The 26,186-nt window shown below is 62.0% G+C and carries 25 protein-coding genes; 18 read left to right on the top strand and 7 right to left on the bottom strand.

The window, feature by feature from the left end; all coding sequences use genetic code 11:
• Positions 1 to 93: 93 nt before the first annotated feature.
• From QP941_RS06030 to QP941_RS06010, 5 genes are read left to right on the top strand one after another with little or no spacing between them, the layout of a single operon-like run.
• Positions 94 to 792, top strand: coding sequence for a ComEA family DNA-binding protein (locus QP941_RS06030; RefSeq protein WP_284868373.1), 699 nt, complete (start codon positions 94 to 96; stop codon positions 790 to 792).
• An 18-nt stretch (positions 793 to 810) separates the two neighbouring features.
• Complete coding sequence (locus QP941_RS06025) at positions 811 to 2,223, top strand: ComEC/Rec2 family competence protein (RefSeq protein WP_284868372.1); 1,413 nt, start codon at positions 811 to 813, stop codon at positions 2,221 to 2,223.
• A 1-nt stretch (position 2,224) separates the two neighbouring features.
• Positions 2,225 to 3,202 carry a DNA polymerase III subunit delta gene (gene holA / locus QP941_RS06020; RefSeq protein WP_284868371.1) on the top strand — a complete coding sequence of 326 codons (978 nt, stop codon included), beginning with the start codon at positions 2,225 to 2,227 and terminating at the stop codon, positions 3,200 to 3,202.
• Positions 3,203 to 3,212: 10 nt separating this feature from the next.
• Positions 3,213 to 3,602 carry an ankyrin repeat domain-containing protein gene (locus QP941_RS06015; protein WP_284868370.1) on the top strand — a complete coding sequence of 130 codons (390 nt, stop codon included), beginning with the start codon at positions 3,213 to 3,215 and terminating at the stop codon, positions 3,600 to 3,602.
• Complete coding sequence (locus QP941_RS06010; protein WP_284768931.1) at positions 3,599 to 4,246, top strand: LysE family translocator; 648 nt, start codon at positions 3,599 to 3,601, stop codon at positions 4,244 to 4,246. Before QP941_RS06015 ends, QP941_RS06010 begins: the two co-directional genes overlap by 4 nt.
• On the opposite strand, the gene QP941_RS06005 is transcribed toward QP941_RS06010, so the two are convergent.
• A complete protein-coding gene (locus QP941_RS06005) occupies positions 4,243 to 5,574 on the bottom strand; it encodes a type II restriction enzyme (protein WP_284868368.1) in 1,332 nt (443 codons plus the stop codon). The genes QP941_RS06010 and QP941_RS06005 overlap by 4 nt on opposite strands.
• The gene (locus tag QP941_RS06000) at positions 5,567 to 6,409 is read right to left on the bottom strand and encodes a DNA adenine methylase (RefSeq protein WP_284868367.1); all 843 of its coding nucleotides are present in this window, start codon (positions 6,407 to 6,409) and stop codon (positions 5,567 to 5,569) included. The genes QP941_RS06005 and QP941_RS06000 overlap by 8 nt, the downstream gene beginning before the upstream one ends.
• A gap of 333 nt (positions 6,410 to 6,742) precedes the next feature.
• On the opposite strand from QP941_RS06000, the gene QP941_RS05995 reads away from it, so the two are divergent.
• On the top strand, positions 6,743 to 7,321 hold the full coding sequence (locus QP941_RS05995) for a TetR/AcrR family transcriptional regulator (RefSeq protein ID WP_284868365.1): 579 nt from the start codon (positions 6,743 to 6,745) through the stop codon (positions 7,319 to 7,321).
• Between the two features lie 117 nt (positions 7,322 to 7,438).
• Here QP941_RS05995 and rpsT read toward each other — a convergent pair whose 3' ends face one another.
• Both rpsT and QP941_RS05985 read right to left on the bottom strand, forming a co-directional pair.
• The gene (gene rpsT, locus QP941_RS05990) at positions 7,439 to 7,702 is read right to left on the bottom strand and encodes a 30S ribosomal protein S20 (protein WP_005324114.1); all 264 of its coding nucleotides are present in this window, start codon (positions 7,700 to 7,702) and stop codon (positions 7,439 to 7,441) included.
• Between the two features lie 226 nt (positions 7,703 to 7,928).
• Positions 7,929 to 8,465, bottom strand: coding sequence for a type II toxin-antitoxin system PemK/MazF family toxin (locus tag QP941_RS05985; protein WP_284868364.1), 537 nt, complete (start codon positions 8,463 to 8,465; stop codon positions 7,929 to 7,931).
• An 18-nt stretch (positions 8,466 to 8,483) separates the two neighbouring features.
• Here QP941_RS05985 and lepA point away from each other — a divergent pair, with 18 nt between their 5' ends.
• The 4 genes from lepA to efeB all read left to right on the top strand — a co-directional run bounded on the left by lepA (position 8,484) and on the right by efeB (position 15,000).
• A complete protein-coding gene (lepA, locus tag QP941_RS05980; protein ID WP_005329262.1) occupies positions 8,484 to 10,334 on the top strand; it encodes a translation elongation factor 4 in 1,851 nt (616 codons plus the stop codon).
• Positions 10,335 to 10,591: 257 nt separating this feature from the next.
• Positions 10,592 to 12,556: a phospholipase C gene (locus QP941_RS05975; RefSeq protein ID WP_284868363.1), complete on the top strand. Its 1,965-nt coding sequence runs from the start codon at positions 10,592 to 10,594 to the stop codon at positions 12,554 to 12,556.
• Positions 12,557 to 12,559: 3 nt separating this feature from the next.
• Positions 12,560 to 13,717: an EfeM/EfeO family lipoprotein gene (locus QP941_RS05970; protein WP_284868362.1), complete on the top strand. Its 1,158-nt coding sequence runs from the start codon at positions 12,560 to 12,562 to the stop codon at positions 13,715 to 13,717.
• Entirely contained in the window at positions 13,717 to 15,000 is a 1,284-nt protein-coding gene (gene efeB / locus QP941_RS05965; RefSeq protein ID WP_284868361.1) for an iron uptake transporter deferrochelatase/peroxidase subunit, read from the top strand. Before QP941_RS05970 ends, efeB begins: the two co-directional genes overlap by 1 nt.
• 87 nt (positions 15,001 to 15,087) lie before the next feature.
• Here efeB and QP941_RS05960 read toward each other — a convergent pair whose 3' ends face one another.
• Positions 15,088 to 16,077: an HNH endonuclease signature motif containing protein gene (locus QP941_RS05960; RefSeq protein ID WP_284868360.1), complete on the bottom strand. Its 990-nt coding sequence runs from the start codon at positions 16,075 to 16,077 to the stop codon at positions 15,088 to 15,090.
• A 156-nt stretch (positions 16,078 to 16,233) separates the two neighbouring features.
• Here QP941_RS05960 and QP941_RS05955 point away from each other — a divergent pair, with 156 nt between their 5' ends.
• From QP941_RS05955 to QP941_RS05930, 6 genes are all read left to right on the top strand, one after another.
• Complete coding sequence (locus QP941_RS05955) at positions 16,234 to 17,610, top strand: M20 metallopeptidase family protein (protein ID WP_284868359.1); 1,377 nt, start codon at positions 16,234 to 16,236, stop codon at positions 17,608 to 17,610.
• Between the two features lie 42 nt (positions 17,611 to 17,652).
• Entirely contained in the window at positions 17,653 to 18,900 is a 1,248-nt protein-coding gene (locus tag QP941_RS05950; protein WP_284868358.1) for a sensor histidine kinase, read from the top strand.
• A complete protein-coding gene (locus tag QP941_RS05945; protein ID WP_284868357.1) occupies positions 18,897 to 19,508 on the top strand; it encodes a hypothetical protein in 612 nt (203 codons plus the stop codon). Before QP941_RS05950 ends, QP941_RS05945 begins: the two co-directional genes overlap by 4 nt.
• Complete coding sequence (locus tag QP941_RS05940; RefSeq protein ID WP_284868356.1) at positions 19,508 to 20,170, top strand: response regulator; 663 nt, start codon at positions 19,508 to 19,510, stop codon at positions 20,168 to 20,170. Before QP941_RS05945 ends, QP941_RS05940 begins: the two co-directional genes overlap by 1 nt.
• Positions 20,171 to 20,237: 67 nt before the next feature.
• Positions 20,238 to 21,449, top strand: coding sequence for a sensor histidine kinase (locus QP941_RS05935; protein ID WP_284868355.1), 1,212 nt, complete (start codon positions 20,238 to 20,240; stop codon positions 21,447 to 21,449).
• Positions 21,446 to 22,099, top strand: coding sequence for a response regulator (locus QP941_RS05930; protein ID WP_284815850.1), 654 nt, complete (start codon positions 21,446 to 21,448; stop codon positions 22,097 to 22,099). The genes QP941_RS05935 and QP941_RS05930 overlap by 4 nt, the downstream gene beginning before the upstream one ends.
• A 6-nt stretch (positions 22,100 to 22,105) precedes the next feature.
• Here QP941_RS05930 and QP941_RS05925 read toward each other — a convergent pair whose 3' ends face one another.
• Both QP941_RS05925 and QP941_RS05920 read right to left on the bottom strand, forming a co-directional pair.
• Positions 22,106 to 22,486 (bottom strand): hypothetical protein, encoded by a 381-nt coding sequence (locus QP941_RS05925; RefSeq protein ID WP_284868353.1) that lies wholly within the window; start codon positions 22,484 to 22,486, stop codon positions 22,106 to 22,108.
• Complete coding sequence (locus tag QP941_RS05920) at positions 22,486 to 24,318, bottom strand: BCCT family transporter (protein WP_284868396.1); 1,833 nt, start codon at positions 24,316 to 24,318, stop codon at positions 22,486 to 22,488. Before QP941_RS05920 ends, QP941_RS05925 begins: the two co-directional genes overlap by 1 nt.
• A gap of 275 nt (positions 24,319 to 24,593) precedes the next feature.
• Here QP941_RS05920 and QP941_RS05915 point away from each other — a divergent pair, with 275 nt between their 5' ends.
• Together QP941_RS05915 and QP941_RS05910 are read left to right on the top strand one after the other, a co-directional pair.
• The gene (locus QP941_RS05915) at positions 24,594 to 25,976 is read left to right on the top strand and encodes a YeeE/YedE thiosulfate transporter family protein (protein WP_284815854.1); all 1,383 of its coding nucleotides are present in this window, start codon (positions 24,594 to 24,596) and stop codon (positions 25,974 to 25,976) included.
• A gap of 85 nt (positions 25,977 to 26,061) precedes the next feature.
• Complete coding sequence (locus QP941_RS05910) at positions 26,062 to 26,184, top strand: hypothetical protein (RefSeq protein WP_275435452.1); 123 nt, start codon at positions 26,062 to 26,064, stop codon at positions 26,182 to 26,184.
• The last annotated feature ends 2 nt before the right edge of the window (positions 26,185 to 26,186 follow it).

Below are 26,186 nucleotides of genomic sequence, written 5' to 3'. Positions count from 1 at the left end.
CGCGCCGGGTTCGTTGACACCCACAACAAGTTATCCACAGCCCGCCTTCGCCTGGCATACCACTTAATTGCGCTCGGGCTTAGGCTCAGCGCCATGGCGGCACCCAAGATCAGCGAACGACTCCGCGAATTTACCCAACCCACCGGCGAGGAAGAGCTCCTCGCCGTCGATTACCCGCGCCCGCGACTGCGCATCAGCTCCTGGCAAGCCTGCGCCATGGCTGTCCTCCTTGTCATCGGCATGGTGGTCTGGCTCGGCATCAATGCACGCTCCGAAGAATCTTCCGGCATGCCCGAGCCTGCGGCAATGAGCCCAGGCGCGGCCCCCAGCGAAGAGCCTAGCGAGATCATCGTCTCGGTCATCGGCGAAGTTGCAGAGCCCGGACTGAAAACACTCGAGCCCGGCGCGCGTGTGGCCGATGCCCTCGACGCCGCCCAGCCGCTACCAGGCGCCGAGACCATGGCTCTCAACCATGCGCAGCGGCTTTCCGACGGCCAACAGCTCCACATCCTGCCCTCCGGCGCCGCCCCAGCTCCCGCACCCGGCGAACCCGCCCCCGCCGGCGACAACTCCAGCAGCCCAGGCGGCAGCGCTAGCGGCAGCGGCGTGAGCCTTAATAGCGCCACCGCCGAAGAGCTCATGGAACTCAAGGGCGTCGGTGAGGTGACCGCGCAGGCCATCGTGGCCTACCGCGAGGAGCACGGCGGTTTCAAGGACGTGGAAGAGCTCCTCGAGGTCTCCGGCATCGGGCCGGCGAAGCTGGAACAGCTCACAGACCAAGTCCAGCTCTAGTTCGTATTCGAGCGTGCGATGCGAGAACTGCGGCTCGTCCCCGGCGCGGCTACCGCCTGGCTGTCCGTCATCGCCGTACTGCTTGTCGGCCGCGGCTGGGCCATCGCACTCATCGCAGTCATCGTTGCGCTGTGCCTCATTGCCCGTCAGTGGGGCCAAGCGCTCTTCTGCGGGGCGGTCGCTTCGGGTGCGGCGTTCGTCGCCGCGGTGCGCCAGGCTCGTGCTGCCGCCTTCGACCTCGGCACCGAAGTCACCGGGCGCCTTGTCACTGCACCGACGCAGACGAGTACGGGCGGCTGGCTGCTCAAGCTCAAGGTTCCGGGATACCCCACCCAGTTGCCGGTCTTTAGCCCGGAACCGGTCCCGGCGGCCGCTGGCGCCGAACTTACGGTCAGGGTGAGGGTAGGGGAGTCGGATAGGCCGGGCGTCGGAAAGCTCAGCGCCAATGCCACCGACGTGCAGGTAACCGCCGAACCCGAAGGCATGGACGGCTGGGCGGTCAGCGTGGCCGAGAATTTCCGCGCGCTGGTCCTTGATACCGTCGGGCCCTCCAGCCAGGGCCTTATTCCCGGCATGGTGCTCGGCGATACCGCGCTGCAAGATACCGCCGAACGCGACTTGTATATTGCCACCGGGCTCTCACACTTGAGCGCTGTATCTGGCGCCAATGTGGCCATCGTCTGCTCCGCCGCGGCCGTGGTCTGCGCCGCCTTCGCGCTCGGTCCCCGCACCCGCGTGGCCGCCTCCCTGTGCGCCCTTGCCACTTATGTTCTGCTTGTGGGCTTCGAGCCCTCCGTCCAGCGCGCGGCCGTCGCTGGGGTAGTGGGGCTGCTCGCCGTGCTCAATTCCACGCGCATGGAGCCCATCCATGCGCTCAGCCTGGGCATCATCGCGCTGCTCTTTGTGGATTCCGACCTCGCCGTGCACTTTGGTTTTGCCCTATCGTGCGCCGCGACGCTCGGCATCGTGGCGCTGAGCCCGCTCATCTATAAGCATTTGGCCGTGACCGGCTGGCCCGCCATCTTTCTGCGCGCGGTCGCTGTGGCCATCGCCGCAGATATCGTTACCCTCCCGCTGGTCGCGCTCATGTCCGGTGAGGTCTCCGTCGTTTCCGTGCTGGCCAATATCCTGGTCGAGCCTGCCACCGTGCCGATCACCATCGTGGGGCTCATCGCCGCCATCTTTGCCCAGCTCGGCCCGCTGGACGTGCTGGGCGCCGGCTTGCTGCGCCTCATTGAGCCCTTCTCATGGTGGATTAATACTATCGCCCACGGCGTGGCCCACCTGCCCGTGGTCACCATCCCCGCCAACCCGCTTTTTACGCTGCTTGCCTACGCCTGGATTATCGCCGGCCTCCTCTATCACCGCCCGTGGCTCACCCTGGTGCTGACGCTGGCGGGCATCGCCTGGCTCGGCCTGGCCGCAGGCTAGAATGGCGGGCATGCCTCCAGTACACCTCATCCTCGGCGACGATGAATTCCTCACCGAACGCGCCCGCCTGCACATCCAGCGCGCCGCGGCCGAGGAGAGCGGATCCACCGGTGCCCGGCCCGAGCTGACGAAGCTAAAAGCCTCCGAGGTCTCTGAGGGAGAGCTCCTCGAGGCCACCAGCCCGTCGCTGTTTGGCGATAACCGCGTCATCGTCATCAGCGACTGCGAGCGCGCCGGCAAAGAAGTAGTCGATATCATCCTGCGCGCCTGCGCCAATCCCGCGCCGGGCATGACCATGGTCATCATCTACTCCGTGACGGCCAAGACGCTGAAGAAAAAGAAGAAGCAGCCCGAGCTCGTGGCCAAGCTGCGCAAGATTGCCGAGGTCCACGAAGTCTTCTCGCTCTACCCCAATGAGCTGGGCCAATGGGCCACCCGCGAATTTTCCAGCCACGGCGTGCGCCCCACCCCGGACGTTATCCACGCCGTGCTCGAGGGCGTGGGCTCTGACCTGCGCGAGCTAGCTTCTGCCATCTCCCAGCTGGTCTCCGATACCGGCGGCAATGTCACCCGCGAGGCGGTGCAAAACTACTACGTCGGCGTGGCCGAGGTGGCCAACTGGGACATTGCCGACGCCGCCGTCGCCGGCCGCGTCGAAGCCGCCGTATCCACCTGCCGCCGCGCCCTCCAGCTGGGCGCGAGCCCCGTGGCGATTGCCGCCGCGCTGGCCAATAAGGTCGGCGCCGTCGCCCGCCTCTACTCCGCGCGCGGGGACCAGTACTCGCTGGCGAGCCAAACCGGCCTGGCGCCCTACGTGGTCAAAATGACCCAACCGGTGGCCCGCCGCTGGTCCGCCGATAATGTCACCAAGGCCGTCATCCTCGTCTCCGAGCTCGATGCCGCCGTCAAGGGCCAAGGCGGCGAGCCTGAATTCGCGATAGAGGCGGCCGTCAAACGGGTCGCGGAACTGGCGCGATAAGCTAGAAACTATGTCTGAGACGCAAGTGCAAGAATTCGCCGGTCGACTCTTTGACATGGCGCGCGAGGGCGACCTAGACCTCCTCGCCTATATCGACCACGGCGTGAATATCGACCTCGTCAACCACGAAGGCCAGTCCTTTATCATGCTCGCTGCCTATCACGGCCACGCCGAGCTGGTTACCGCACTTGCCCGCGCCGGCGCGGACGTCAACCTGCTCAATGACCGCGGCCAGTCCCCGCTGGCCGGTGCCATCTTTAAGAAGGAGGACGCGGTTATCGGCGCCCTCCTTTCCGCCCACGCCGACCCCACCGCCGGCCAGCCTTCCGCGCTGGATTCCGCCCGCCTGTTTGGCCGCGAGGACCTTATCCCGCGCCTCGAAAGCGAGGCGGGGGAGTGACCTGGACATCCTTTTTCACCCTCCTTCTGATGAACCTAGTGGGCGTGGCCTCGCCGGGACCGGACATCATTTTGGTGACCCGCTACGCCACCCGCTCGCGCCGCCATGCCATTGCGGCGGCCGCCGGCATTCAGATCGGCGTGCTCTTTTGGTGCGCCGCCACCGTTTTCGGCGCCGCCGCGCTGCTGACGGCCTTCCCGGAAATTTTGGGCGCGGTCCAGGCCGTCGGCGGCTGCTTCCTGGTGTTTATGGGAACGCGCGCGCTGCGCAGCGGTATCGCCCAGCGCGCCAACCCTCCCGTGGACTTAGAAGACGCCGCCGCCCAGCTCGGCCGCCTGCGCACCGCCTTCAAGGTGGGGCTAGCCACGAATATGTCCAACCCGAAAATCGTGCTCTTCCTCGCCGCGATGATCGCCCCGCTGCTTCCCGCCAGCCCACCCGCATGGTTGGCCATCGCGCTCACGCTCTCGTTATCGCTGTCGGCCTTCCTCTTCTTCCTCGTCGTCGCCACGGTGATTTCCACCAACGCGGTTCGCCGCAAGCTCATCGCCGCCGGCCCGTGGATCGACATCGGCTCTGGCCTCTTCTTCATCATCGCCGGCATCGTCCTTATCATCTCCGGCGGGCAGAACCTGCTGGCTTAAAACAGGCGCGGCGTGCCCTCGGCCACCGTGTCCAGCACCCACTGGGTCCAGCGGGCGACGGTGGAGGCACGCCGCCGGGACGTCGCCAAGCTCAGCCCCAGCCCCTCCATGGCCGCACAAATCTCCGCGGTGCTGGCCACCGCGCCGCGGGCCAAGCTGAGCTCTAGGACTTCGCGGAAAACCCGCCGCGCCGCCAGCGCCCGTATGAGCGCTGCATTCCGGGCGTCGCGCTGCGGCTGCTCGATAACCCGCCGCCCGTGCTCCGTCGGCTCCCACATGTCCTCCACCGGCTCCGCCAGGCCCAAGTAGCGCGCGGCGTTGGCATAATAATCCGCCTGCCGCGGATCGAAGTCATAGCGGTGGGTAATCTCCGCCTTGCTTAGCGGCTGCAGTGCGATGAGCTCGAGAAGGTTGACCACCCGCTCGAAGCTATTAGCCTGTGGGAAGGGCACGGCCGGCTCGGGTTCGGGCTCTACCGCCCGCACAATGTCGAGCGCCGCCTGGGGGTCCAGATGCGAGGCGGACAGCGCGTAGCGGGCGCTATCCACCAGCGCAATGCTGCGAAAATCCGCCGGGTCCCGAAACTCATAGCGGTACAGGTGGAAAATACCATTGGAATACACCAGGTAGACCGGCACGACATCCTTGGCCAGGCGCTGCTGGAAGCGCCGGTAGGGAAAATATAGCTGCCGGATATTGAAATCATCCGAAAGGTGATTCTTCGCCTCCACCAGCACCAGGTGCTCGAGCGATTCAAAGCCGCCGTCGATTTCCATCTGCGCGCGGTCCACTGCCACATCTACACCCAAGTCCGGCAGCCGCACCTTAAGCCCGCGCGTGGACATACGACCCGCCACCGTCGCCTGCAACGGCCCGCACCCCAGGAAATCCTCTAGCATCCCGCTTGCCGACGCCCCATTTAACGCCACCGCCTCCGAGCTCACCCCCTCCAACGAGAGGGTGTCCAGACCCGCCGGCAGCTCCAGCGTGCGTACCTCGCCGCGCGGCGTTTCTGGAAATCGTTCGTAGAGGTTGAATCGCCCCACCAGGTATTCGCTGCGGCTGACCGGTACGATTCCCAGCTGGAGACGCTGAAAGATCCACGGCCGCGACGTAGAAAAGTCATGCTTGGCCATCAGCCGTGGCTGCCGGCCCGAGAGCCGTTCTAGCTCCCGCGCGCCGATATAGAAATACCCGCGCCGCTCCAGCTGCGCGTCGTATCCCGCCGCCAGGATGCGCAGCCAGCCCCAGTCATTGACGCCGAGTTTCACCGACTCCGGCACACCAAAGCGCGCCCGCAGCTCCTGCGCTTCCGGCCCGCTAGTCACCGCGGACCTCGTAGTTGCGCACCAGGACCTCGTCGACCTTGCCCCGCTTCGAACCAACGGAGTTAATCGCCCGCGTTGCCCCCACGATTCCTACTTCATAGTCCGCATAGAGCTCGCGGATGAACTCGGTGGCCGAATTAGACAACAGGAACTTCACCCCACGCCTATCCAAGTCATCGCAGACCTCTTTGAGGCGCTCTTGCTCCGCACGGTCAAAGCCGCCCTTTTGGTAGCCGGTAAACGAGCTCGTCACGTTCACCGGGTCATAAGGAGGGTCGAAGTACACAAAGTCCCCCTCGCGTGCCTGTGCTACCGCCGCGGCGAAATCGCCCTGCGAGAAGGCCACATCATTTTCCGCAAAATAGTGGTGCACCGCGCGCAGAGTGTCTTCATCGCAGATAGTGGGATTCTTATAACGCCCAAACGGGGCATTAAATTGGCCGGCCGCGTTCACGCGGTACAGGCCGTTATAGCAGGTGCGATTCAGATACAACGTTCGTGCCGCGCGCTCGACGGGGGAGAGGGCGGCAAACTCGTGGGCATCCCGGTCCACTGCGCGAAGCGCATAGAAAAACTCTGCCTCATTGGGGTAGCCCGCGAGTTCCTCTATGAGCTCATCGACGCCGCCGCGCACCACCTCATAGAGGTTAATGAGCTCACTATTGAGATCGTTGACCCGTGCGCTGGCCGGTTCGAGAGAGAAAAGCACCGCACCGCCACCGATGAAGGGTTCATAATAACGCCGCGGGTTCTCCGCCGGCAGGGCGGCGTGGATATGCGGCAAGAGCTGGCGCTTCCCGCCCGCCCATTTCACCAGTGGCTTAACGTTTTTCATCGTTGACTCATCTTAGCCGCCCCATCGGACATGAGCACCATCGGGCTTTCGAACGTGCGAGCGGATAAGTCGGGTGCGCGGCCGGGCGGGGCTTGGCGCCCTGGTTGTCCAACGTCACAGTTTTCCCGAAAAGTGCCATGACGGGCGCAAACGCGCAGCCGTGCCGGCGGGAGATCCTCATGGCGTGTATGGCGGTTTCCCTGACCGAATATAAGGTAATAAAATCGCCCCAAAACCCTTAGTTTGTAGACAAAATAGAATTTCCTCACATTTTCTTAGGGAGAAAGAAAAGTTACTGAAGCTTGAAGAGCGTCGGGACAGAAAGGGGCATTTATGCCGCGTATATCAAAAATCCGAGTCGCTGCGCTCAACCTCGTCATCGAGAACGGTTATGACGGGTTCACCATGGAGGAGCTCGCTCACGAAGTGGGCGTTTCCCGCCGTACGCTTTTTAATTACATAAAAGACAAAGAATCGGCAGTTTTAGGCCCCGAAATGTCGGAGGAAGTGGAGAACCAATTCCAAAATTTCGCCGCAGGATTGCCCACCGGAAGCCTGCGCGAAGATTCCAAAATCATGGCTATGACCGTATTCAATCGTGCCGTAGGCGATGAGTTCTTCCCCGAAATCTCCCAGCTCACGGCCCAGGCGTTGGCTAAGGATACGAAGCTGCGCGCTCTGTACTGCCAGCGCAATAGCCGCATAATTCAGCGCGTCCGCCAGGCGGTGCAGGCCCGCGAAGGTTGGAAGTCCTCCGACCCGCGTCTCACGCCGACCGTCAATATCATCCACACCCAGTTCCTGACCGCCTTCGAGACCTTCGTGGAAACCCGTGGCGGAACTTCGCTTGCCGACGCCTTCCGTGGCGCCGGCGCCATCTTCGAAGACTACTTCAACGACGACCTGGCCTAAGCGCCCCGCCTAAGTCTCACCAGCCTTGCCCGCCGGCTCCGCCGGCCAAAGTAAGCTAAGAAAATCCCCCGGCGCGCTCCGTAGAGCGCGACCGGGGGATAATCTGTGCAATGGCTCTTAGTCCATCTTGTTGAACGCGGAAGCCATGCCGGACTTCTTGTTGGCTGCGGTGTTGCGGTGGAAGACACCCTTGGACACGGACTTGTCCAGGGCGCGGGATGCCACGCGCAGCTGCTTCTCAGCAGCAGCCTTGTCGCCAGCGGCAACGGTCTCGCGGAACTTGCGGATCTCGGTACGGACGGCGGAGCGAACGGACTTGTTGCGCTGACGTGCCTTCTCGTTGGTGATAACGCGCTTCTGCTTGGACTTGATATTTGCCATGAAAAATACCTCTTAGTAATCGAAAGTGATTGACGTAGAAACCGACCTACTCGGACTACTCCCGCGGCCAGCAAACGCTGGCCCGCTCGGCGCTGGTATTCGAAGAGCGAACCCAAGGTCCTGCCCGCCCCGACCAGCGCGCCCGGCAAGTAAGTAACCAACACACAATAGCAGTACCGAACCCGACCTGCCAAAACCCTCCCCGCGGCCGCCGCCTTCACGCCGGCTAGGCCCAGTGGTAGCGCGACCGCAACCTATTCGCGATTCGTTCGAATCTGCGTTCCGGGAAAAGCGTGCCTTGCCGGCGCACCTGCTCCTCGGATACCTCGAGCAGGCGGTCGAGGCGCACCCAGCAATCGCACCCGGACTCATCCCACTCGCCGGCGCCGATTTCCAGCCAGGCGTCGTCAAGCGCATGCTTTGGGTTGGGGGAGATAAGCAAGCCCATTACCGTGGTGCGGGTGCGGCCGACGACCAAGATAGCCCGCTCGCGCGGTGGCGCCTGCTTACCTTCGGCCGGTACCCACACCCAGACCACCTCGCCGGAATCGGCCTGGCCGTCCATATCGGGGGTGAAAAATATGGACCGGGGGTGGGAGGCAGTGGCCTCTACCCGGATATCGGCAGCCTTGCGTGGCTCGTGGAACTCATCCGACCTATCCAGTCCCAACCGGGAATTAATGCGGCTCAGGCCGGTGTCTATCGGCTCGCGCTCGCTGATTCCCAGCGCTCGGCGCAGACGGGTGAGCATGGCGCTTTTCATGTCGACTATTGTAGACGTATGTCTGAAAACTTTGCGGCCACGACGTTTACGGATCCCGCCCGAATCCGAAACTTCTGCATTATTGCTCACATCGACCACGGCAAGTCGACGCTGGCGGACCGCATCCTGCAGCTATCCAAGGTGGTTGCGGAGCGCGATATGCGTGACCAGTTCCTCGATAATATGGACATCGAGCGCGAGCGCGGCATCACCATTAAAGCGCAGAACGTGCGCTTGCCGTGGGTACCCCAGTCCGGCACCGCGCAGGGGGAGCAGATCGTCATGCAGATGATCGACACCCCCGGCCACGTGGACTTTACCTACGAGGTCTCCCGCGCGCTCGAGGCATGTGAGGGCGCCATCTTGCTTGTCGACGCCGCCCAAGGCATCGAAGCCCAAACCCTCGCCAACCTCTACCTGGCGATGGAAAACGACCTGGAAATCATCCCGGTCCTCAATAAAATCGACCTGCCGGCCGCCGACCCGGAAAAATACGCGCTGGAAATCGCCAATATCATCGGCTGCGAGCCGGAAGAGGTGCTGCGCGTGTCCGGCAAGACCGGCGAGGGCGTCGTCGAGCTGCTGGACAAGGTCTGCGAGCTAGTTCCGCCACCGTCTTCTGAATTCGACGCCGATGCACCGGCCCGCGCCATGATTTTTGACTCCGTCTATGACACCTACCGCGGCGTGGTGACCTATATCCGCATGGTGGACGGCAAGCTCACCCCGCGCCAGAAGGTCACCATGATGTCGACCAACGCCAACCACGAGCTGCTGGAAATCGGCATTGTGTCGCCCACGATGCAAAAGTGCGAGGGCTTAGGGCCCGGCGAGGTGGGCTACCTTATTACCGGCGTAAAGGACGTCCGTGAGACCAAGGTGGGCGATACCGTCACCTGGTCCAACGGCGGCGCCGAGACCCCACTCAAGGGCTACAAGGATCCGGACCCGATGGTCTACTCCGGCCTTTTCCCCATTTCCCAGGCCGACTTCCCGGACCTGCGCGATGCTTTGGAAAAGCTGCAGCTTAACGACGCCTCCCTTACCTTCGAGCCCGAAACCTCCGTCGCCCTTGGCTTTGGTTTCCGCTGCGGCTTCTTGGGACTTTTGCACATGGAAATCACCCGCGACCGCTTGGAGCGCGAGTTCGGCCTCGACCTGATTTCCACCGCGCCTTCCGTGACCTACCGAGTGGTGGCTGAAGACGGCGAGGAAAAGTGGGTCCATAACCCGTCTGACTGGCCGGAAGGAAAACTTACCGAGGTCTATGAACCAGTGGTGAAGATGACCGTCATCGTGCCCGAGCAGTTCGTCGGCCCCACCATGGAGCTGTGCCAGTCTAAGCGCGGCCAGATGGGCGGCATGGACTACCTTTCCGAGGACCGCGTGGAGCTGCGCTACACCATGCCGCTCGGCGAAATCATCTTTGACTTCTTCGATATGCTCAAGTCCCGCACCAAGGGCTACGCCTCGCTGAACTATGAGGAGGCCGGCGAGCAGCTCGCGGACCTAGTTAAGGTCGACATCCTGCTCAACGGCGACCCGGTCGACGCCTTTTCCGCCATCGTCCACCGCGATTCCGCCCAGTGGTATGGCAATAAGATGACCAAGAAGCTCAAGGAGCTCATCCCGCGCCAGCAGTTCGAGGTGCCCGTCCAGGCGGCCATCGGCTCGAAGATCATCGCTCGCGAAAACATTCGCGCCATGCGCAAGGACGTGCTGGCTAAGTGCTACGGCGGCGATATCTCCCGTAAGCGCAAGCTGCTGGAAAAGCAGAAGGCCGGTAAAAAGCGCATGAAGACGCTGGGCTCCGTCTCGGTGCCGCAGGAGGCCTTCGTGGCCGCGCTGTCTACCGACGCCGACGATTAAAACACCACCTATTTGCAAAGTAGAGCCGAATAGATCTTTAACTTTTGGTTAACAGCTTTCGGGGTGTGGCTATCACAAAGTCCGAAGTGAGCTGCTTCTATAGGGTGTTCCCACGGCCGGGGACACCCTTTTGAACTAGTTGCGGTTTATGCGTTGGCGGCGTTAAATCTCGATTCGAAAGCGACCGATGACTCGCTCGATGAGCCACAGCCACTTTCGACCTGCACCGCTATTTCTTGACCAAGGTTGGACTTTTCATGAAGCTTCGCTCTCGCGCTGTGGCCATCTGCGCCGCCGCAGCTGCCACTACATCACTTGTCCCCGGCATCGCTCAGGCGGCCACTACCACCCCAATCGAGCACGTTGTAGTTATCTACTCGGAGAACATTTCCTTCGACCACTACTTCGGAACCTACCCTAATGCGCTGAACAAGGACGGTGAGAAGCTGCAGGGCAGCGGCAAGAACGCCCCTAAATTCACCGCAAAAGAAGGCACCCCAAAGGCGAAAAACCTCGAAAATGATGACGTAATGGGGGAGAAGAACCCCAACTCCGTCAAGCCTTTCCGCATCGGGCCTGACCACGCCGTGACTACGGACCAGAACCATCACTACGGCGATGAGCAGGCCGCATACAATGGCGGCAAGATGGACAAGTTCCCAGAGACCGTGTCCACCGACATCGATAAGTCCTCCAATGGGTACTATGCCGCCCCTGGCATGACCATGGGCTACTACGACGGCAATACCGTGACTGGCATGTGGAATTATGCGCAGAACTTCGCTCTGAACGACAACAGTTACTCCACTATTTTCGGCCCGTCCACCCCAGGCGCGCTGAACCTGATTTCCGGCACCGTGGCCGGCGGCACCATGCATGACCCCGCCACCGGTGAGCAGAAGAAGATTGAGGCGGGCAAGAACCACGCCCTCGCTGGCGTTTCCGAGGACGGCAAGACCGCTACCGTCGTTGGCGACCCAGACCCGCTTTACGATGACTGCTCTAATAACTCCTCCGCAGGCACCAACCAGGTCACCGCAATGCACTCCAAGAACATCGGCGACCAACTCAACGACAAGGACGTCACCTGGGGCTGGTTCCAAGGCGGCTTCCGCCCTACTGACGAAGCTACCGATAATGCCCGTGCCCGCTGCGGCGCTTCCCACACCACGCTGACTGGTCAGAATCAGACGGATTACAACCCTCACCACCAGCCGTTCCAGTACTATGCATCCACCGCTAATCCGCACCACCTGGCGCCCTCGAGCGATGAAATGATTGGCAAGACCGACCGCGCCAACCACCAATACGACCTGAAGGACTTCGACACCGCAATCGAGCAGGGCAACCTGCCGGCCGTGTCCTTCTTGAAGGCCGCTAACTACCAAGACGGCCACGCCGGCTATTCGAATCCGTTGGACGAGCAGGCCTTTATCACCCACTACATAAACGAGCTGCAAAATTCCCCGGAGTGGGATTCCACCGCGGTGGTTATCGCTTACGACGATTCCGACGGCTGGTACGACCACAAGGCCCCAGAAATCCGCAACGGCTCCAACGATCCGCACCAAGATAAAGAAATCTGCACCGCCGCCGCAGCTAAGGTCGGCGTCGCAGGCGATAAGCACGGCCAGTGCGGCCCGGGTACCCGCCAGCCCCTGCTGGTCATTTCCCCGTACGCAAAGACTAACCACATCGATTCCACTTACACCGAGCAGACCTCCGTCACTAAGTTCATCCAGGACAATTGGGGCCTCGGCCGCCTAGGTGGAATCGCCTTTGACGAGCGTGCCGGAGAGCTGAACAACATGTTCGACTTCAACACCACCAAGAAGGCGCCGAAGCTGTTCCTAAACGAGACTGACGGCACCGTCGCTAAGGATTACGCGTCCATTGAGAAGGTGGATAATTCCTCTCGTGCCGGCACCAACCTCAAGGACGTCGTCGAGGGCATGGATGACCCGAAGGTTACTGAAAAGGACGTGCCTTCCATCACCAAGCTGCACCAAGAGTCCAAGCCGCAGCCTGGCACAAACAAGCCTGCTGACTCGAGTTCCAGCTCTTCTGCTGGTTCTTCCAAGGCCGGTACCATCGCGGCTATCCTTACTGCCCTAGGCGTAGGCGCTGGCATCGTAGCTTGGTACATGAATGGCCACCCCGGCCTGGACCTGAAAAAGCTGCAGGATTTCAAGCTCCCACCACTGCCTAACCTCCCGTTCTAACCCATGAAGACCTTCCACATCGCTACCGCCGCGGTGCTTGCCATCGCGGCCGTATCCCCACATGCTGTAGCCCAAAGCTCCCTAAGCTCCTTCGGCTCCAGCTCTCGGGACTCGCAGTCGGCGGCGCCGTCGACAAGCAAAAGCGCGAAGCCGAAAGAACCGCAACTAAATGTGCGCGACGTGTATTCGTGCCCTACGCCCGACAAGGTCCAGAGGCAAGCGGAGTGGAAGGTCTATAACACCTCTGGACTGGCGCTTACCGTCTACGTTGCAGATGATGCAGGCAATGCCTACCAAGTTCTAGAGCGCGTGGGTACTCCAGCCAAGCGCGCGTGGGCCCCGAAGCTGCAAGACGGCACCTACCACCTCACCTGTGTCTTCCACAATGATTCGGCCGTGAAGTCTGATGATTTCACGGTCACCGGTTCCACCATCACCGAAGCCCCCAAGATGGTACCTATTACTGACCGCGAGGTCGCAGCCGTTGCTATCCAGCAGGCAGCGGAGCAGAAAAAGCGCGTTCCTGAGCTGCAGAAAAAGGCTCACGCTCTTGCCGATTCCACTTCTAAAGACCGTCCCACCGCCCGAGCGGCCTACCTCGATTACCTCGAGACCTACCGCTCCTTCGACGATTCCAGCGAAATGTGGCCTGGGCCGGACTTGGAGGGGTACGCGGAGGTTGAAAAGCTGCTGTGGTCCAAGCGCCCTGTCAAGGATGCGGCCAAGCCCGCCCGCGCGCTTGCCGACGCCGTCGATAAAACCGCCCGCGCCCTCGAGACCTCCCACTTTGCTATTCCCGCGCCCGATTACGGCCTGCGCACCCACGAGGTGATGGAGGAATTCGAGCGTTTCGACATGCGTGGCGAGCGTGACTTCGGCGCTCATGCTCTGCCCACCGCGCTGCGCGGCGATGTTACCTCCACACGGCTGACGCTGGATGCCGTCCGCTCCCTCGTTGAGGGCCGTGGGTTGGATACCGCGCCAATCTATGATCAGCTCGATGAGCTCGACAAGATCGCCGGTGAATTCGATGAAAAGTATGACACCGCTTTTGACAAATGGTCGCAAAAGGATCGGATGCGCCTGCAGTCGGCCGTTGCCCGTGCTAATGAGTTGCTTGCCCCGGTCGCCACGATGACCGTTATTAGAAGGATGGATTAGTGCCCTGCCCGTTTAATTTTTCCCGCCGCTCCTTTCTCTCTGGCCTTGCTGCAACCGCTGCGCTTACCGGCCCAGCCGCGGCCGCCAACGCGCAGTCAAGCTTTGCTGGTTCCTCGTTCGGTTCCTCAAAGCATGGCAAGGATTCTTCGGCCGACCCCGCTGTGCCTTCGCCGCGCACCGATGCGGATGACCCGCTCGATCTTCCTTTCCATGGCGAGCACCAGCAGGGTATTGTCAACCCAGCCCAAAAGTACTCTGAGGTCGTCGCCCTCGACGTACAGTTCACAGGAAAATCGCGCCTGGAAGAGCTGTTTCGTACCATCACCGAGCGCGCCCGCGTTCTTACCACCGGCGGAGCCACCGCGGCCGATGGCATAGCCTATCCTGCCGGCGATTCCGGCGAGCTGGGTCCAAAGCTTCCTACCGATAGCCTATCCATTACCCTTGCCGTGGGCGATTCGCTTTTCGACGACCGCTTTGGCCTAAAACCCCACAAGCCTGTCCACCTGAGCTCTATGCAGGCTTTCGCTGATGACACCTTGAAGGACGAGCTGTGCCACGGCGACCTAGCCTTGCAGATTTGCGCCGATCAGCACGATACCGTCATTCACGCGTTGCGCGATATCCTTCGGCACACCCGCGGCGACGTCGCCGTGCGCTGGCGCCAAAACGGCTACATGAACGAGCCACGGCCTTCTGGCACCCAAAGAAATCATCTTGGGTTCAAAGATGGCATCGTCAATCCGGCCGAAAAGGATCAAGACAAGCTGGTGTGGGCCGGCGCGGACGAGCCAGATTGGGCCGCCGGCGGCAGTTATATGGTGGTTCGCCTGATTGCTATGTATACCGAATTCTGGGATCGCATCTCCATTGCCGAGCAGGAGCAAATCTTCGGCCGCGACCGTGCTACCGGCGGCCCACTTTCCGGCGGTGACGAGCACGCTGAGCCGAACTACCTCGACGATGCCACCGGTGACGTCATCCCCACAGATGCGCATATTCGCCTCGCCAATCCGCGCACGCCAGAAACCTCCGACCAGCTCATGTTGCGTCGCGCTTATAATTATGACAACGGAGTGCGCGACAACGGCACCCTCGATGTCGGCTTGGTCTTCATCTGTTTCCAGCAGGACTTGGAGCGTCAGTTCATCACGGTGCAAAAACGCCTCGAGGGCGAACCGCTCGCGGACTATATCCGCCCCTACGGCGGCGGCTATTTCTATGCTTTGCCCGGCGTTGCTGACGACTCCGACTTCTTCGGCCGCTCGCTCCTCCAAGCCTAGGCAAGCTTCGCTGCCCTGCAGCATATGCGAAACTGTGCAGGGTGAGCTGCGTCGTGAGCCTTGTTCGTAAATAACGAGGCAGGACGCTCAGCTGGAATTGGCCCAGGGTGGGACCCAGACTATTCGGCCCTGGCGCCGCTCGAGGCGGCCGCGCACCGGCGGAGCGTGCGGATCGTCGTCGTTGACGCCATTGTGATACGGGCACGCCACGCTGAGATTCGCCATATTGGTCTCGCCGCCGTGTTTCCACGCCTGCAGGTGGTGGATCTGGCACTTATCCGCCGGATAGTTGCACTCGGCCCACGGGCAGGTGGGGTTTTCCGCGCCCGCCATGAGCCGCTGCTTTTCCGAGGCATGCCGCGAGGTGCGATACAGGTTCACCGCTCCCTCATAAGGATGGACTAGGGTGACGAGCCCGCATTCGGCAAGGCGCTTTTCTACCAGCTTCGCGCCGCTGATTTCGGCACCATTGGTCAGGCGTAGCGTGATTTCCTCGCCTCCACCGCTTAAGATTTCATCTAATTCATCGAGCTGGATGATGATATTCGTCGTCGCGGCAGGCCGCGTCGCAGCTCCGCCGCGGAAGAAGATATTCTCTACGGAATCAAGCGGCTTCTCCTCGTTGATGCTGGCGTGCAGGTCAGCAATGAAATCGGAATCGCCGGTAATCGATAGCGTCGACGGGCCGCCCTTGCGCCGCGTCATCCGCACCCCTTTTTCCGGCTGTCGCGGCGGATAGAGCTCTTTCAGCCGCGTGCGCGCGAGCTGCTCCACGTCCTGGTCGGTCGCGCATAGTTCAGCCCGCAGCGCCCACGCATCCCGCTTGGATTTCGTGCGCGAGACGTACTTTTCGATAATCTTCAACGTCGCCAAGCAATGCTTGGTTGCCCGGCACGAGCGCTGCCGGCGGGTGAAGGGAGTGGGGCCAAAGTAGACGTCGGCAAGCGCAAGCAGGCTCCGTGCCTCCTGCCGGGGAAGCCCCAGCCGGCGCAGGTCGGCCTCGCGCGCGCCAGAGACCTCGCCGAGAAGCTCCATCGGCGAGGCAAGTTGGCGGGCGTAGTCCTGCAAGCGGGTCATGCCGGTGAGCCTAAGGCACCCCGCAAGCCCGCGGTAGCCCACCCGCGCCAGCCTGTGGATAACTCGCCCCACCCGTCACACCAACCCCGAACCCGCCGGGCGCCCTGTGGATAACCTGCGGTACCCTCGAATAGGAAAGCGAGAAAGGAGCTCCCCATGACTGACCCGACCAAGCGGATTCGCCCCACCACCCCCGGACGTCTGGCCGCGCCGCGCCAGGCTCAGCAGCTGCCGCCCCTGCCGGTGACTCGGGCGCGCATTGGCGAGCGGATGGCCACCGAGGTCTTCCAGGAAATGGGCGAGGAGATGCTCGAGGAGCTGCAGAACTTCCGCCGCGACCTGCACCGCAATCCGGAAATCGGCTTGGATTTGCCGCGCACGCAGAAGAAGGTCCTGGAAGCGCTCGAGGGCCTACCGCTGGAGATCCACGTGGGCCAGGATCTGAGCTCGGTGGTGGCCGTGCTGCGCGGCGGTCAGCGCGGCGAGCGGCCGGTGTCGGTGCTTTTGCGTGCGGACATGGACGCCTTGGAGGTGCGCGAGCAGACCGGCAGCCCGTTTGCCTCGACGAATGACTATATGCACGCCTGCGGCCATGACTTGCACACCGCCGGACTGGTGGGCGCAGCGCGGATTCTGTGCGAGCACCGCGAGGAGCTGCACGGCGATGTCACCTTTATGTTCCAGCCCGGCGAGGAAGGCCCGGGTGGCGCGCTGCCCATGATTGAGGAGGGCGTCCTCGACGCCGCTGGCCGACGCCCCATTGCCGCCTACGGCCTCCACGTTGGCCCGCAGGACCGCGGCACCTTCCACTACGTGCCAGGCCCGATGATGGCTAGCTCATCCAACCTGACCATTACTGTGCTGGGCAAGGGCGGGCATGGCTCTCGCCCACACGATGCCATCGACCCGGTGGCGGCGCTGGCGGAGATTCAGATGTCTTTGCAGACCGCACTGACTCGCCGCTTCGATGCGCTCGAGCCCATCGTTATTACCGTGACTAACCTGTGGGCGGGAGACGGCGCGTATAACGCCATCCCGGAGCGTGCGGCCTTGGGCGCTACGGTGCGCGTGCTGCGCGATGAGAAGATCGACGCCGTGCGGCAGATGATTACGGAGGTCTCCAGCTCCGTCGCTGCTTCGCACCGGTGCACCGCACAGGTGGATTTCGAGGTTTTGTACCCGACCACCAAGACGAATCCACGTGAGAATCAATTCGCCGCCACCTTGTGGAGCCAGATGTTTGGCACTGAAAACGTCCAGTCGTTCGATGCCCCGATGATGGCCTCCGAGGACTTCGGCTATGTCCTCGCGCAGGTGCCGGGCACGTTTATGTGGATGGGCACGGCCAATCCGGACAAGCCCGAAAATCAGCGCGAGTGGAACCACTCACCGATGATGCGTTTCGATGACTCGGTGTTGGGAATGCAGTCCGCGGCGCTGGCGGCCGTGGCGTTTGAGCGCCTGGCCACCGAAAATGAGCATCCGTCCGCGCAGACGAAGGCCATGCGCGATGCGGCCGGGGTCCAAAAATAATTCATCCCTAGGGACTATGGCCGCCGGCTTAAGCTTGAGGCCATGGTCAGAACGAAGTGGAGTACGGCGGGCATTGTGGCTGCCTGCGCGGTGGCGAATTGGCTCATCGGCGTGGTGCTGATGAACCTCGACATTGAGGAGTATTCGCCGTCGTTTGCGGAGTATGGGCCCTATATCTGCACCGGGTTTGCGGTGGGCGTGCTGGGTATTATCGCCCTGCCCTTTGCCCTGGAGCACCAGCCGCGCGAGCTTTCCGACGTCGACTATGCCGGCTCCACCCGCAGCTTCATCGCCGGTTGCATCGTACTGTTGGGGTCTAGTTCCTATTTCGGCGCGGTCAGCGGAGTCGTGGCCTTTATTTCTATGGTTTCACGCCGCTCGACTACGCGCTCGGTGGTCGCGGTGGCATGCTTTGTGCTGGCGTTCGCTATTGATGCTAGCTTCAACCCGTACTTAAGCTGGGACGAGATCGGGTGGGTTGGTGCCATTTTCGTCGTGGTTGTGATGGTCGCGGGCTTGCTTGCAGGCCAAAAACGCGGCAATCAGCGCGAAAAGCGGTGGCGGGTGGAGCAGCAAGCCCGGATGAACCGCGAAGAGATGCGCGCCAAGGTGGAGCATGCACGGCGAGAGGAGCGCGAGAGCATCGCGCGCGATATGCACGATTCGCTCTCGCATCGGTTGAGCCTTGTGGCTATTCATGCGGGTGCGCTGAGCTACCCGCGCGAGGGCGTGCCGGAGGAGTTTACCGACGCAGCCCGCACCATCCGCGCCGAAGCCCAAAACGCGGTAGAAGATTTGCGGACTGTTTTAAGCGCCTTGCGGGAAGACCTTTCCCAGGACCCGCGCACTGGTTTAGAGGAGCTGGTCGCGAGCGCGCGGGAGGCTGGCGCAGAGGTAACGGTGACCTACGCGGACGGTGCCAGCCCGGACGTTTTTGACGGACTGTCCACGATGGCGCAGCATGCCGTGCATCGGGCAGTACAAGAGGGCTTGACGAACGCACGCAAGCACGCGCCCGGTCAGCCGGTAAGCATCACGGTGCGCGAGGCGGCCGGCGCGGTAGACATCGAGATGCGCAACCCAGTCCCGCGCGGGAAGGCAGGAGCCGATACGGACGGTGTCGAGGGAGGCGCAGGTGGCTACGGTCTAGTGGGACTGCGCGAGCGCGTGGAGCTTTCCGGCGGGCGCATGAGCATCGCGGCTAACCAGGAAAGCCCAGGAGGAAAGGGAGGCGAGGAATTCAGATGGAGTATCCAGCTACCGCTAGCGCACAAGGAGGCTGCGCAATGAGCGAGATGAGTTGGCAACTGCGCCATCCCGAATACGGGCTCATGCGCATCGATCTAGAAGAAACCACGGCCCGCGAGGGATGGACGGGAAAATACTTAGACTTTAAGCGCAGTCGTTTTACCTCCACCGTCAACGGAACCTCGCGCAAGCTCAGCTATACCGATACCGATGACTCGGCCTATAGCCTGGAATTCCTGCGCGGGCACAGCGACGATAACGCGCCCGAAGACGCCGACCGCATCGAGCTGGTGGAGCGCCGCGGTTACGTCGTGCCGGAGTTTCGCGGGCAAGGCGCAAGGGTGATGTTTGCGGCGGTGGGGAAGCCGGACGTCGATAAGCAGCTGCACCGGGTAAGCCTGTGGACGTTGCTCCTGCAGACTGCGCTGACATTCATCGCGGCCACACTAGTCATCGAATTTTTCCCCAAATTCTTCGAAAAGCTAAACGATATTCTCGTGCCCTCGTTCCTCAACGGCGTAGTGGCGGGCCACGTGGGAATCGTGCCGATAGCGCTCGCGGCAGTGGTGGCGGTTACTGTGGCCTATACGCCCGTCGCGTCGCAACTGTGGCGCGCGCGGTGGAATCAACCAGTGGGAAAGGGAGCATAATGGCCGATGCCCTGCGCGTAGTGCTCGTTGATGACGAGGAACTTGTCCGCAGTGGTCTGCGCCTGCTGCTATCCAACGCGCCCGATATTGAAGTCGTGGCCGAAGCGAGCAATGGCCGGGACGCCGTGGTTACGGTGCTCGATACGCAGCCCGATGTGGTGCTGATGGATATTCGCATGCCGGTCATGGATGGCATCGCGGCCGTGGAGAAGATTCTGTCCGTCCACGCAGTGCCGATCATTATGCTCACGGCCTTTGATACCGATTCCTTCATCCTGCGGGCTCTGCGTGCCGGGGCGGCTGGGTTCCTGCTGAAGTCGACGCCGCCGGAATCGCTCATGGCGGCCGTGCGTGCGGCCGCGGCGGGGCAGCCGCTGTTGAGCCGGCAGGTCGTCGACAAGCTGGTAAGCATGCAGGGGCCCGCGCTTGACGACGCCCAATCGCACCACACCCGCACCGCCCGCAACCGCCTAGGAATGCTTAGTTCTCGCGAGCGCGAAATCGCCGAGCTGGTGGCGCAGGGATTGAATAACCAGGACATTGCCGACCAGCTTGTGGTGTCCATGGCCACGGTAAAGTCCCATATGCAGCACATTTTGAAAAAGATCGGCGGCACGAGCCGCGTGCATATCGCGATCATGGTCTTGGAAGCGCGCGGCTAGGGTGCAGGGAATCCTCCCTGCGGGGGATACCGCGCGGGCGGCGGGCCGGCTTAAACTGGTGCGCGTTATGAAGTTATTCCGAAAATCCGATGCGATGCTGCAGCGCCCGCTGTGGCTAAAGCTCGTCATCGCCGCGGTGGCCTTGATCGGCGATTTTGCCGTCTTTTCCGTCCGGTTTAGCGAGAGCGACGGATCGCCCGAAAGGCTGTTTATTTTTTTCGCGGCGACGATCGGAACGTGGATCTTATTGCCCTTTGCTCTCCGGCATGCTGCGCGGGAGCGTGACCCGCGCAGCGCACAGCCCGGCCCGCGCAGCGCGTTGGTAGCCGCAACCATTATTTCGGCGACGGTGTCGATTGCTGAGCCCCGCCCCTCGGTATTTATGGCGGCGTTTTCTGTGGCCTCGCGACGGAGCCGGTTGTGGATGGCGACGGTATGTGCGGCCATGGTGGCCTCGAAGCTGGTCACTCTCGATTTATCTCGAAGCGAAGGGCTTAGTGCTCCCGGGAAGCTGGGATTTTTCTCTAGCTACATCCTCCCAGCAGTAGTGGTTTTAGTCGTCGGGCTGGTCCGCTCGAACCAAAAAGAGCGCACGATTGCGCTGCAGGCGCAGGCGGAGCTCACGCACGAGGAAATGACCACACGGGAGAATTTTGCGCGGCAGGAGGAGCGCGACCGGATTGCGCGGGATATGCACGATACGCTCTCGCACCGGCTGAGCATGATTGCGGTCTACGCGGGTGGGCTGGCCTACCGCAAGGATTTAGATCCGGAGGAGACGCGGAAATCTGCGCGCACGATTCGCGATGAAGCCGAGGCCGCCGTAGGAGATCTGCGCGAGGCGTTGCACTCGCTGCGCAGCGAGGGGCGCATTGACCCACGCGAGGGCGTGGAATCGCTGGTGGAGCGCTCCCGCCGGGCGGGCATGTACGTGGAGGTGCGCTACCAGCAGGGCACGGGGCCGCAGTCGCTGGCGGAGCTTAGTACCATGGCCGGCCACGCGCTCAACCGCGCGGTCCAGGAGGGCCTGACCAACGCCCGCAAGCACGCTCCGGGCGAGCCGGTGACCATCACCATCGCCGCGCTTGCCGACGCCCTCTTGATCACCATGTCCAACCCCGTCGCCCCAGCCGGGAAGAAGAGGAGTGGGAACAGTGGCGGGTACGGGATCGTCGGCATGCGCGAGCGCGCTAGTGTGGTGGGCGGATCGCTGCAGGTAAAGGACGAGGAAGAAAGCTTCTCGTGGACTCTGCGCCTGCCCAGGAAGGAAGTACAGTGAGTGAGATTCGTGTGGTGCTTGTCGATGATGAGCCGCTGCTGCGCCACGGCCTGCGCATGATCTTGGAAGGCGCGCCAGGCATTAGCGTCATCGGCGAGGCCGGAAACGGCAAGGAGGGAGTGGAACTCATCCTGGCCGAGGAGCCGGACGTGGTGCTGATGGATATTCGCATGCCGGTCATGGACGGCATCGAGGCGACGGCGCAGCTGCACTCGCTGGCCGGTGCGCGTGATATCCCGGTAGTGATGCTCACCGCCTTTGATACCGACGAATTCATCCTGCACGCCCTGCGCGCTGGGGCGGTGGGCTTTTTGTTGAAGACGACGGCGCCGGAGGCGCTGGTGGCGTCGGTAAGAGCGGCGGCCCAAGGCCAGCAACAGCTCAGCCCGAAGGTGCTAGAAAACCTGGTGGGGCTGGCGGCCACGCCGGCGCAGCCGGAGCAGGAAATGATTCAACCCAGCGGGCTGGCCGAGCTGAGCGAGCGCGAGAATGAAATCGCCCAGCTGGTGGCCCAGGGGCTAAGCAACGCCGAGATTGCCGAGCAGCTGTTCATTTCCCTGACCACGGTCAAGACGCACATGAAGCACATCCTGGCCAAAATCGATGGCACCAACCGGGTGCATATCGCGATTGCGGTGCTCGGCGGTTAGGCGTGGCTAGGGCCGGCGGAAAATGGCGGAGGATAGGCCTACCAGCGCGATGACGCCGACGATAAGGGACGCCACCGGCCAGTACTGCGGGAAGTACTTGAGTGTGTAGCCGAATACTTGGCCGTCATCGAACTGCTGCCATAGCGCGAACGGCATCCACCACAGCTTGCTCAGCGCCAGGAACGCGCCCACCAGGCCGGCGGTAACCCGCGCGCCACCGCGCAGGAAGAAGCTCGCCGCAACTAGCAGGACGCCCGCAATGGTCAGGGCGAAGAGGAGGGGAGTTTCGGTGCCCAGCGGAGAGCCGCGCAGCAGGAACTCGTGGTCGATTGCGTGTTGCTCGATGAGCGTATAACCATCGAGGACAACGTCGTCTGGGATACCCATTATTTCTCCTTCTTTTCACTCTCAAAGTCAGGGTGGTTCTTATCGTGTTTGGGGTCGTAGCCGTCGGACCAGACTCCGGTATCGAAGTCGTAGTCGACGTTCTCGCCTTCCTCATCAGTGCGCTGGTACCACTCGGTATAGCGCTCGGCGGAGGAATCGAAATCGTGGCCGGCGCCGCGGTCTCCCTCGGCGTGTTGAACGGTGAACTCGAAGTCATCGCCATGCTCTTCGATGCCGCGCATGATCGCGTTATCCATCGCCGTGCGGGCGTAGGTGCGGCGGATAAACATCGGGTCCGAGCGCAGGTCGCGAATGAAAGCCACCATCATGGCTAAAAGGACCACACAGAAGGGGAGGGCGGCGAGGATGGTGAGGTTTTGCAGACCCGTTAGCACGTCTTCGCCGCCGGTCAGCAGCATGACGATGGCGATGCCCATCATGCACACGCCCCAGAAGATAACCACGAGTTTATTCGGGGTGGGATCACCCTTGGAAGACATCGTTCCCATCACCACGGAGGCCGAATCCGCCGAGGTGACGAAGAAGACGGCCAGCACCACCAGCAGGATATAGGGCGTGATGGAACCTAAAGGCAGGTCCTGGAACATGGCGAAGAGCACCTGCTCATTAGAGGATTCGCCGTCGAAGCCGGCGATGCCTTCGCGGTTAAAAGAAATCGCGGTGCCGCCAAAGATGGTAAAGGCGAGAATAAGAATGATGGTAGGCGCGAAGACGGTCACGGCTGTGAACTCCCGGATGGTGCGACCGCGGGAGATGCGGGCGACGAAGAGGCCGACGAACGGCGTCCAGGCAATCCACCAGGCCCAGTAGAAGGCGGTCCAGTAGGACTGGAATTCGATGGTCTCATCGCCCCAGGACAGTCCCTTGGCCATCATCGGCAAGAGCTGATCGATGTAGGTGACAATGCCGGCCGGGATGAGGTTGAGTAGGAGCAGGGTGGGGCCGACGAGGAAGACGAAGACCACCAGCCCCAGCGTCAGCGAGATATTGATATTGGATAGGTAGCGCACGCCGCGCGCCACGCCGGAGACCGCAGAAAGGATAAACGCGCAGCCGAGCACGGCGATAATGATGATGAGCGCGGTATTGGTCATGGGGCCCGCACCACGGATGATGGTGACGCCTTCGCCGATCTGGATGGCGGATAGGCCCAGGGTGGCGGCGGTGCCGAAGAGGGTGGCGATGAGCGCGAGGACGTCGATAAGCTTGCCCACTGGCCCATCCGTATCGCGGGAGCCGAAAAGTGGCTTGAAGATGGAAGAGACCAAGGGCACTCGCCCGCGGCGATAGGAGGAATAGGCAATCGCCGCGCCGACCAGCGCGTAGGCCGCCCACGGGGATATGCCCCAGTGGTAGTGGGCCTGGGCCATGGCTTGGTGCAGGGCCTCGACGGTATTGCCGTCTACCGTGTGCGGCGGCGGGGTGAGGTAGTGCGATAGCGGCTCGGACGGGCCGTAGAAGAAGATGCCCACGCCGATGCCGGCGCCGAACATCATGGCCACCCAGCTGAAGTAGCTGAACTCGGGCTCCTCGTCATCGGTGCCGAGCTTGATGCGACCCAACCGGGAGCAGCCGATATAGGCCATGGTGACAATGGCCAGCATCATGGTGATATTGAGCAGCCAGCCAGCGTTGGTAATAGCCCAGCCAAAGGCGGAGGAGGAGGCGCTGGCCACGCTATCGGGCAGGACAACGCCCCAGATGATGAAGGCAATGATGAGGATGGCGGTGATGAAAAACAGCGGCTTATCCAGGCCAAACTTATTGCGCTGGTCTTCGACGCTGATGCCGGGCACAAGCCCTGGGTGCATGTTATGGGGGTACAGGCCCACGGCGCTGCCCTTGTCACTTGGTTCAAGGGAGCGCTCATACGCGCGGGCGGATCGAGAGGAGTTCACGAGTTCCTTACACGGCAGAGGTTTGTCCCTGCCTTACTAGACGGTTCTCTTATTGTCCTGCACTGCCGCAAAAACCGCAAATGTAGTGCATAAATGACACACTATGAAACAGGGTTGTGCAGTAGAGATAGACAATTCTGTCTTAGGTGTCGTAGGCTGAAGCCCTTAACTCGATACAAGGAGAAATAGTGATTATTACCGGACTTCTCACCGGCATCGTCTTCGGTGCCGTGCTGCAGCGCGGGCGCTTCTGCGTAACCGGCATGCTGCGCGATATTTTCCTCAATAAAACGTGGCGCGGCTTTACCGCCCTGCTCATTTTGATTTCGGTGCACGCCTTTGGCCTGACACTATTGACCGGCACGGGCGTGCTTTCGCCGGAGATTAGCGATTTCAAGCCGGTAGCCGTCATCGTGGGCGGCTTCATCTTCGGTCTCGGTATCATCTTGTCCGGCGGTTGCGCCTCCGGCACGTGGTACCGCTCGGCCGAGGGCCTGGTCGGTTCGTGGATTGCGCTGCTGTTTTATGGGCTTTCGGCCGCGGCCATGAAGTCAGGCCCGCTGTCCGGTGCCAATGACTGGTTCAAGCAGTGGAGCCTCCCGGTCACCACCATCCACGGCGCGCTGCACATCTCGCCGTGGATCCTAGTGGCGGTCCTGTGGGTCGTGACCTTCCTGCTGTGGCGCCACTACCGCGCCAAGGACGCCGGCCGCCCGAAGGTGGATTTGGGCCAGCCGTGGTACGCCAAGCCGCTGAACATGAACATCGCGGCCGTGCTCGTTAGCATCATCGGCACGGTGGGCTTTGTGCTTTCGGCCAACGCTGGCCGCAACGGCGGCCTCGGCATCACCACGCCGACCGCGGACATCGTTCGCTGGACCGCCACCGGTGATTCCGCGCGCATGAACTGGGGCACCCTGTTGGTCATCGGCCTATTGGTGGGCGCGTTTATCGCTGCAAAGACCGCAGGTGAGTTCCGCGTGCGCGTTCCCGATGCGCAGACTGCGACCCGCGCTATTTGGGGCGGCATCATGATGGGCGTGGGTGCGTCGCTGGCCGGCGGTTGCACCGTGGGCAATGGCATGGTGGAGACCTCCCTGTTTAGCTTCCAGGGCTGGGTAGCGCTGTTCTTTATGGCCCTGGGCGTAGGTGCGGGCGCGCGCCTGTGGCTGAAACCCAAGAGTGAGCCGCAGCAGCCGCAGACCTACTCCACCGAGGAATCCGTGGATAACTCGGTGGTTTCCGCCGAGGATAAGGTGCTGCCGAGCTTTGCCACTGCCACCGGGGCGGTAGCGCTCAAGACCAAGCCGCAGGCCAAGGACAAGGCCCGCGCGCTGGGCAGCGGGCGCTACGCGCTCGATACCCTTGGCGCGGTGTGCCCGTTCCCGCTGATTGAGGCCAAGCAGGTCATGGCGGAGCTGGAGCCGGGCGAGGCGCTGGTTATTGACTTTGACTGCACCCAGGCCACCGAGTCCATTCCGCAGTGGGCGGCCGATGAGGGCCACAAGATTCGTGATTTCCATCGTTCGGGCGATGCTGGTTGGCAGGTTACGGTGGTCAAGGGCGGATAATTACATCATTGTCAGCTACTATGTGGAGGCAGAAGAATCGAGCGTGATTCTTGTGCTTCCTTTGTGGTTTGAAAGAAGTAATCGCATGGCTGAATTTGATGATAATTCCACCGCTGTTGCGGATATTTTGCATGCCTTCGCCGTCTTTGAGCGCGAGGAAGAACACGTGCTGGACGCGGAACTGCGCCTCAATGTCTATGCCAGCTAGGC

The sequence above is a fragment of the Corynebacterium sp. MSK150 genome (genome assembly GCF_030229215.1).
Taxonomy (GTDB): domain Bacteria; phylum Actinomycetota; class Actinomycetes; order Mycobacteriales; family Mycobacteriaceae; genus Corynebacterium.
Note: the sequence above shows the minus strand (reverse complement) of the source record. Positions and strands in the feature narration are given on the sequence as shown.